Genomic DNA, 8,053 nt, shown 5'->3' with positions numbered 1-8,053 from the left:
CATAGGTATCTACACATTTATCGTGATACCTGTTATTACTTTGCAGAATGATTTCAACCTATCTGTTGGCGGGATTGACTCTCGCCTTACCCGCCGATATCAGACGCTGGTTAAACAGCATATGACGCCCGCGGCTCTTCTTGCTTCTGCGGTTAAAGACCTCGCAAGTGCTCAAAAATCAACTTTCGCAACTACCCAAGCTGTCTGGCGTTTTCTGAATAATAAGCGAATTAGCTTCAGTCAACTCAATGAGCCAATTATTTCGCTAGCACTTGAGCAAATTTCGCTTAGCCCGCATCCATACGCTCTCGTTGTTCATGATTGGTCACGTTTACAATTTCTTTACCATCATGCCAAATACGGACGCTTAAAAATGACGCACGGTGGCGATGTTGGATATGAACTTCAAAGCAGCTTGCTGGTTGATGCTGGCACGGGTTTGCCAATAGCGCCTCTATCTCAGACACTTACCGATGCAACCGGTTGTCATTCAACGTTGGCGGAAGGACTGTCCGAACGGCAGACACATATGGACGCCTTGACGACCGATATTGCCCGTGTGGAATCGCTTAATATAGGTAAAAAGCTGATTCATATAATTGATAGAGAGGGTGACTCTATTGGACATATGCGGACGTTGAGTACTCAAGGAATATGCTGGCTTATCCGAGGAAAAGAAGGACATGGTGCAGAGTGGCAAGGTAATTCATTGAAAATTGGTGAGATTGCTGCTCTTCTGCCATACAACGGATGCGGACAGGTAGACTGGAAAGGGAAAAAAGCTGATATGGAAATCAGTGAAACCTCGATAGTCATAACCCGAGCTGCGCAGCAGAAGCGTAAAGATAAAGAAACCGGCCGCCGCATAAAAATCCAACCTGGAGAGCCTCTGACGGTCAGATTGGTTGTTGTTCGGCTTACGGATGATCTCGGTAATGTGGTGGGACGCTGGACGCTGCTTACAAACGTTTGCAGCGAGATCACCTGCGAGGAAGTAGCTCGTTGGTATTACTGGCGCTGGAATATTGAATCATTTTTTAAGTTGCTGAAAGGTGCCGGACATGACGTAGAAACATGGCTTCAGCGCAGCGCGCCAGCCGTACTACGCAGGTTGTTAATAGCCAGTATGGCTGCTGTTCTGGTATGGCGGCTGCAACGCGCTGAAGGAGAAGAAAATGCGGCAGCCCGCCAGCTGATATGTCGCTTGTCAGGACGACAGCAAAAGCGAGGCCGCAGAGAGAGCGCTCCTGCTCTGCTCGCTGGCCTATCCATCTTGTTGAATACACTAAAATTATTATCGGAATATAGTCTGGAAGAACTTACTCATTTAGCGAGAGTTGCTCTTAAGCCTCCTCCCTGATGTGTAGATACCTATGCATCAAAGTACAGGCGGCAAACAATAACAGCGTATTGTGCCGATTGCGGCGCGGCGCTTCCAGCACCGACCGGGCCTGAGCCCCGGTTTTAGGCCTGGAGGGCAACATCAGCCAGACTAAAGCACCGCAAAGCAAGAACGTCACGGCGGCCATCAAATACATCATCTTGAAGCCGAATCCCAGCGCCAGCGCGAACGCCAACGGGGGACCGATAACCCATGCCAGCGAAACCTGCGCCCGCAGCACCGAACTGAACATCACCGCTTCACGGCCGGTATGATCGGCATGTTAGCGCGCCAGGACGAACAGTTGCGGGTTGGCGGTGGAGCCAAAACTGGTGAGCAGTACACCCAGACCGAGTAACAGATAATAGTTGCGATCGTAGGCGAACAGCACGCAGCCCAACGCGCCCAGCAGACAGCATTTGAAAATCAGAAGCTTGCGATCGCCCTGTTGGTCGGAGCGGGTGGCCAGGAACTGGCTAACGAAAATACCGATAATGGCGCTGCCGGTATAAAACAGACCCACCATAAACGGCCGGGCCTGGACTTCCTGGGATAAAAACAGGCTGAGCGTGGGCAACTGGAGCGCACCGGCGATACCGGTCAGAAAAGCAATCGCCAGAAAGGCCGTAGCGGTCATATCCGGCAGGCGCCGCACCAGAGCGGCAGGGCTAAGCATCATGAAAATCGTTCGGGGTAAAGGACAGGGACGGGCGCATCATACGCCGATGGTGGCAAAACAAAATAGCGTGACGGAAAAAAAGACCTGCCGGGCAAACCCCCCGTTAGCAACCCCCATAAAAGGAAGACACCGCGCGGGAAAAAATCTCCGACGACGCCCCCGGCCGGGCTTCAGCGCTGCTTCAGCACGCGTGATTCAGGCTGGGCCGCCGGCGGGAAAATGTGCGGGGCATCAAAGATTCATCACGAAATATACGCCATCCCTTGCATTCAGAGCGAACTGGTTTCACACTTCCTTGAAACGTTTCAGTGTGGCTTTTTGAGCAACAATTCAGAAGTCACGCGTTTTTTAACGCCATTAGATGAAACGATTCAACTTCAGCATTCAGCAGGTGAGGAGAATTATGTTCGAGCTGTCATTACATGACATCCATCCCGGCGCTCAGGCCGAGAATAAAGCGCAAGCCATTCGTCAGGTGGCGGATGCGCTGACGCAGGCGGGCTGCGTCAGCGACGGTTATCTGGCGGGGATGATGGAGCGGGAAACCCAAACCTCGACCTTTTTGGGCAACGGTATCGCCATTCCGCACGGCACCACCACGACTCGCCATCTGGTGCAAAATACCGGGGTGCAGGTTTTTCAATACCCGCAGGGCATCGACTGGGGCGAGGGCCAAACGGCCTATGTCGTCATTGGTATCGCCGCGCGATCCGACGAGCATCTTGCCCTGCTGCGGCAGTTGACCCATGTGCTGAGCGATGAAGCTCTGGCGGCGCGCCTGGCGCAAACCGACTCGGCCGAGGAACTGCGCAGCGTACTGATGGGCGAGCAACAGCCGGCGGCGTTTCTGTTTGACAGCTCAACGTTAATATTGGACATTGCGGCCGGCGATCTGATGACGCTGAAAGCGCTAAATGCCGGTTTGCTAATGCGTCTTGGCGCCGTGGACACCGATTTCGTGAGCGACGTTATCGCCAGCGCGCCGCTTCATCTGGGGCAGGGCGTGTGGCTTGATGACAGCATGCAGGGCAACATGATAAGCGCCGTCGCCCTCAGTCGCCCGGCTACGCCCTTCGACCAGGATGGCGTGCCGGTCACGTTGCTGATGACGGTGGCGATGGCGGACAGTCAGCCGCTGCCGGTGCTGGACTACCTTGCCGCGCTTTTGCGCCAGGGGCGCGCCGACCGGCTCGCTGACGCCGATGGCCCGACGCTGCTGGCGCTACTGACCAGCGAAGTGGCGGAGAAGGCGAATCAACTCACCGCCGAATTTGTGGTGCGCAACGAGCACGGGTTGCATGCCCGTCCCGGCACGGCGCTGGTTAGCGTTATCAAACAGTTCGACAGTGCTATCACCGTCACCAACCTGGACGGTAGCGGTAAACCCGCCAACGGACGCAGCCTGATGAAAGTGGTGGCGCTCGGCGTCAAAAAAGGTCACAAATTACGTTTTACCGCTGAAGGCAATGATGCCGAACAGGCGCTGCAGGCAATTGGCGAGGCCATTGCCTCAGGTCTCGGGGAGGGAGAGGCATGAGCAGACGCGTAGCAACGATTACGCTAAATCCGGCTTACGATTTGGTGGGTTTTTGCCCGGAAATCGAGCGCGGCGAAGTCAATTTGGTGCAAACCACCGGGCTGCACGCCGCGGGCAAAGGCATTAACGTTGCCAAGGTGCTAAAAGATCTGGGCATCGACGTCACCGTTGGCGGGTTTTTAGGGAAAGAAAATCAGGACGGCTTTCAACTGCTGTTTAGCGATCTGGGCATTGCCAATCGTTTCCAGGTGGTGCAAGGCCGTACGCGTATCAATGTTAAGTTGACCGAAAAAGACGGCGACGTCACGGATTTTAACTTTTCCGGTTTTACGGTAACGCCGCAGGACTGGGACCGTTTCGTCAATGACTCGCTCACCTGGCTTGGCCAGTTTGATATGGTGGCGGTCAGCGGCAGCCTGCCGGCTGGCGTGGCGCCGGTGGCTTTCACCGAATGGATGGTGAAGCTGCGCAGTCATTGCCCCTGCATTATTTTCGACAGCAGCCGCGAAGCGCTGGTGGCCGGGCTAAAAGCCTCGCCCTGGCTGGTAAAACCCAACCGTCGTGAATTGGAAATTTGGGCCGGCCGGCCGTTGCCGGCGCTCGCCGACGTCGTCGAGGCCGCCCATGCCCTGCGCGAACAGGGGATCGCCCATGTCGTTATCTCGCTCGGCGCCGAAGGCGCGTTGTGGGTCAACGCCTCCGGCGCCTGGCTTGCCAAACCGCCGGCCTGCGAAGTGGTGAGCACCGTCGGCGCGGGCGATTCGATGGTGGGGGGGCTGATTTATGGCCTCTTGATGCGCGAATCAAGCGAACATACGCTCCGGCTGGCAACGGCCGTGGCGGCGCTGGCGGTCAGCCAAAGCAATGTGGGCGTGACCGATCGCCCACAATTGGCGGCCATGATGGCCCGGGTCGACCTGAAACCTTTTAATTAAGCGGGAGTGAGTATGAAAACACGTCTGATTTTGGACGGTGCATTAGGCCAGGCCCGCAGCCATCTGCTGCGCACGCTGTTGACTGATGCGGCAAACAAAAACGATCTGCAACTGGTCAATGACAATGCGGATGCGGAACTCTGGGTGTTGGTGGGACAAGGGGCCGGCGATGCCTCGCTCAACGGTAAAACCGCTTTCCAGGGAACGGCGGAAGACGCCGCCGTCGATCCAGACGCCTTTTTGCAGCGCGCCCGCGCGCAGGCCGCACCGTATCAGGCCGCCGCTGCCGCACCGTCTGCCGCCGGCGCGGTGACGGCGTCCGGCCCGAAACGGGTGGTCGCGGTGACGGCGTGTCCCACCGGCGTTGCCCACACCTTTATGGCGGCCGAGGCCATCGAGGCCGAAGCGAAAAAACGCGGCTGGTGGGTCAAGGTGGAAACCCGGGGATCGGTAGGCGCCGGTAACGCTATCACTCCCGAGGAGGTGCGTGAGGCGGACCTGGTGATTGTGGCGGCGGATATAGAAGTGGATCTCGGCAAATTCGCCGGTAAACCCATGTACCGGACCAGTACCGGGCTGGCGCTGAAAAAAACCGCGCAGACGCTCGATAACGCCGTAGCGGAAGCCAACGTCTTCCAGCCGGCGGGACAGGGCGCGGTGGCCGAGGGGAAAAAAACCTCGCCGGGTGCTTATCGCCATCTGCTGACCGGCGTCTCCTACATGCTGCCGATGGTGGTGGCGGGGGGGCTTTGTATCGCGCTGTCCTTCATTTTCGGCATCCATGCCGCCGAACAGCCGGGCACGCTGGCCGCGGCGTTGATGGAAATCGGCAGCAAATCCGCTCTGGCGCTCATGGTGCCGGTCTTGGCGGGCTTCATCGCCTTCTCGATAGCCGATCGTCCGGGCCTGACGCCGGGGCTGGTGGGCGGGATGCTGGCGGTTAGCACCGGCGCGGGCTTTATCGGCGGTATTATCGCCGGGTTCCTGGCGGGCTATGTGGCGAAGCTCATCAGCAATAAACTGCCCCTGCCGCAAAGCATGGCGGCGCTGAAACCGATTCTGATCATTCCGCTTATCGCCACCTTGATAACCGGTTTGGTGATGATCTATGTGGTGGGGACGCCGGTGGCCAAAATTCTGACCGCCCTAACGCATTGGCTGCAGGTGATGGGCACTGCTAACGCTGTACTCTTGGGGGCTATCCTCGGCGCGATGATGTGCAGCGATATGGGCGGCCCCATCAATAAAGCCGCCTACGCTTTCGGCGTCGCGCTGCTCAGCACGCAGACCTATGGCCCGATGGCGGCGATTATGGCCGCAGGGATGGTGCCGCCGTTGGGCATCGCGGTGGCCACGCTTATCGGACGCCGCAAGTTCGATGACACCCAGCGTGAAGCCGGTAAAGCCGCGTTTGTGCTCGGATTGTGCTTTATTTCGGAAGGGGCGATTCCGTTCGCCGCCCGCGATCCGATGCGCGTGATCCCGCTTAGCATGCTGGCGGGCGCGCTCACCGGCGCCCTGTCGATGCTGTTTGGCGCGACGCTGATGGCGCCGCACGGCGGTCTGTTTGTGCTGCTTATCCCGGGCGCCATCTCGCCGGTGTTCGGCTATGTCATCGCTATTGCCGCCGGCACCTTATTCCTGGGCGTGCTGTACAGTTTGCTGAAACGCCCTGACGAAGAGAGAGTTAAAGCGCTGGCCTAAGGCGTTCGGCCCCGCATTGCCGGCGGGAAACCCAATGCGCCTAATCCGGCTCGTCACGGCCTGCAGACCCTGCTCTGCGGGCCGTTTTTCTTCCCGGCGATGTTGTTTGGCGCTCAGCTTGCCGGCGGCCAGCGCCTGCAGCCAGGCGATCTCCTGCGGCCAAATGTCGGGATTGATCGTTTCCAGAATCATCGGAATGCCGTCGAAGCGTTTATCGGCCATGATCCAGGCAAAGGCGGTTTTACCTATCTTGCCTTCGGCGAGACTGTGGTGGCGATCGACCCGGCTACCGCAGTCGGTTTTGGCGTCGTTAAGATGCATCCCGCGCAAATAGGAAAACCCGACGATATCGGCGAACTGCTGGAAGGTGTCGGCGCAGGCTGATGCGGTGCGCAAATCATAACCGGCGGCAAAGGCGTGGCAGGTATCAATGCAGACGCCGACACGGTTTTTATCCTCCACCCGATCGATAATGGCCGCAAGCTGTTCAAAGCGAAAGCCGAGGTTACTGCCCTGGCCGGCGGTATTTTCGATGACGGCGGTGACGCCCCGGGTTTTTTCCAGCGCCAAATTGATGGAATCGGCGATACGTGTCAGGCAGTGGTCCTCCTCAATCTGCTGTAAATGGCTGCCGGGATGAAAATTAAGCAGGCTCAGACCGAGTTGCTCACAGCGCTGCATTTCATCAAGAAATGCAGCGCGCGATTTTTCGATGCCCTCGTGGGTGGGGTGGCCAAGATTGATAAGATAGCTGTCATGGGGAAGGATCTGGCGGGAAGAATAACCGTAGCGCTCACAGGCGGCGCGGAAATTATCGATGGTTTCGGTGGTCAGCGCTGCGGCTTTCCACTGCCGCTGGTTCTTGGTAAACAGCGCGAATGCAGTTGCCTTGAGACTGTGCGCGCGCGCCACCGCCTGGTCCACGCCTCCCGCTGCGCTGACGTGCGCGCCGATAAACTTGTTTTCGCTCATCCTAGCTGGGCTCCCGGTTAAAGTGAAGAGGAGAAAAGAAATGATTATAGTTGGTTATCTCGTTGAAATGTTAGATTACTGAAGCTATGGCCATTACCCTGCGCCAGCTGGAAGTCTTTGCCGAAGTACTGAAAAGCGGTTCGACCACCCAAGCCTCCCAGATATTATCGTTGTCGCAGTCGGCGGTCAGTGCGGCGCTGACCGATCTGGAACAACAGTTAAAGGTAAAATTGTTTGACCGTGTGGGCAAACGGCTGGTGCTAAATGAGCATGGACGGTTGCTTTATCCTCGTGCCGTCGCGTTGCTTGAACAGGCGGGAGAGATAGGCACGCTGTTTTCGCAAGGAAATGGCGCCTTGCGGCTGTTCGCCAGTAGTACCATCGGCAATTATATTTTGCCGGCGCTAATTGCCGGCTACCGGCGCGCGGTACCTGATACCCCGCTGTCGCTGCAGGTGGGCAACAGTCAGGAGGTCATCAACGCCGTGGCGGATTTCCGCGTCGATTTGGGGCTGATTGAAGGGCCGAGTCACCACCCGGATCTGGTAACCCGCGCCTGGCTCAATGACGAATTGGTGATTTTTGCTGCACCCGACCACCCGCTGGCGGGGCGCAAGCTCGAGCTGCCCGCCCTGGCGGACGCGCCCTGGATACTGCGAGAACGTGGCTCGGGTACCCGCGATATCGTTGACCACCTGCTGCTCTCGCGCTTGCCGCACTTGTATGTAATAAACATGTGGTGGTTAGCTACTACCGCATGGAGCGGAGTGAGCCAGATTGCCGCCATAAGGCCATGACCTTCGACGAAAGCTATAGCCCTCCGCTTCACCTTTCACGCCAGCATT

4 protein-coding genes and 3 pseudogenes are annotated in these 8,053 nt (G+C 57.6%); 5 read left to right on the top strand and 2 right to left on the bottom strand.

Annotated elements, in window-relative coordinates:
* Positions 1–1,360: flagellar biosynthesis protein FlhF (locus CINSTRO3249_RS10265; RefSeq protein WP_254304262.1), on the top strand; the 1,360-nt coding region annotated here is incomplete at its 5' end.
* Positions 1,361–1,376: 16 nt separating this feature from the next.
* Here the strand turns inward: CINSTRO3249_RS10265 and CINSTRO3249_RS10260 are convergent.
* Positions 1,377–2,060: pseudogene (locus CINSTRO3249_RS10260) on the bottom strand (MFS transporter); the annotation flags it as partial.
* Positions 2,061–2,463: 403 nt separating this feature from the next.
* Here CINSTRO3249_RS10260 and fruB point away from each other — a divergent pair.
* Genes fruB through fruA form a run of 3 tightly spaced genes read left to right on the top strand, consistent with a single transcriptional unit; the run spans position 2,464 to position 6,236 of the window.
* The gene (fruB, locus tag CINSTRO3249_RS10255; protein ID WP_074013212.1) at positions 2,464–3,597 is read left to right on the top strand and encodes a fused PTS fructose transporter subunit IIA/HPr protein; all 1,134 of its coding nucleotides are present in this window, start codon (positions 2,464–2,466) and stop codon (positions 3,595–3,597) included.
* Positions 3,594–4,532 (top strand): 1-phosphofructokinase, encoded by a 939-nt coding sequence (gene fruK / locus CINSTRO3249_RS10250; protein ID WP_074013211.1) that lies wholly within the window; start codon positions 3,594–3,596, stop codon positions 4,530–4,532. The genes fruB and fruK overlap by 4 nt, the downstream gene beginning before the upstream one ends.
* Before the next feature lie 12 nt (positions 4,533–4,544).
* Positions 4,545–6,236, top strand: a complete 1,692-nt coding sequence (gene fruA / locus CINSTRO3249_RS10245) for a PTS fructose transporter subunit IIBC (protein WP_074013210.1) — start codon at positions 4,545–4,547, stop codon at positions 6,234–6,236.
* Between the two features lie 132 nt (positions 6,237–6,368).
* Here the strand turns inward: fruA and nfo are convergent.
* Positions 6,369–7,208: pseudogene (gene nfo, locus CINSTRO3249_RS10240) on the bottom strand (deoxyribonuclease IV); the annotation flags it as partial.
* Positions 7,209–7,294: 86 nt separating this feature from the next.
* On the opposite strand from nfo, the pseudogene CINSTRO3249_RS10235 reads away from it, so the two are divergent.
* A pseudogene (locus CINSTRO3249_RS10235) lies at positions 7,295–7,939 on the top strand (LysR family transcriptional regulator); the annotation flags it as partial.
* Positions 7,940–8,053 lie beyond the last annotated feature (114 nt).

Source organism: Candidatus Sodalis sp. SoCistrobi (assembly GCF_900143145.1).
In the GTDB taxonomy this organism is placed as follows: Bacteria; Pseudomonadota; Gammaproteobacteria; order Enterobacterales; family Enterobacteriaceae; genus SoCistrobi.
This window is presented reverse-complemented; position numbering and strand designations above follow the sequence as displayed.

Excerpts from the sequence above, each read along its gene's own strand:
- fruB (WP_074013212.1), top strand. The coding sequence starts at position 2,464 with ATGTTCGAGCTGTCATTACATGACATCCATCCCGGCGCTCAGGCCGAG.
- fruA (WP_074013210.1), top strand. The coding sequence starts at position 4,545 with ATGAAAACACGTCTGATTTTGGACGGTGCATTAGGCCAGGCCCGCAGC.
- fruK (WP_074013211.1), top strand. The coding sequence starts at position 3,594 with ATGAGCAGACGCGTAGCAACGATTACGCTAAATCCGGCTTACGATTTG.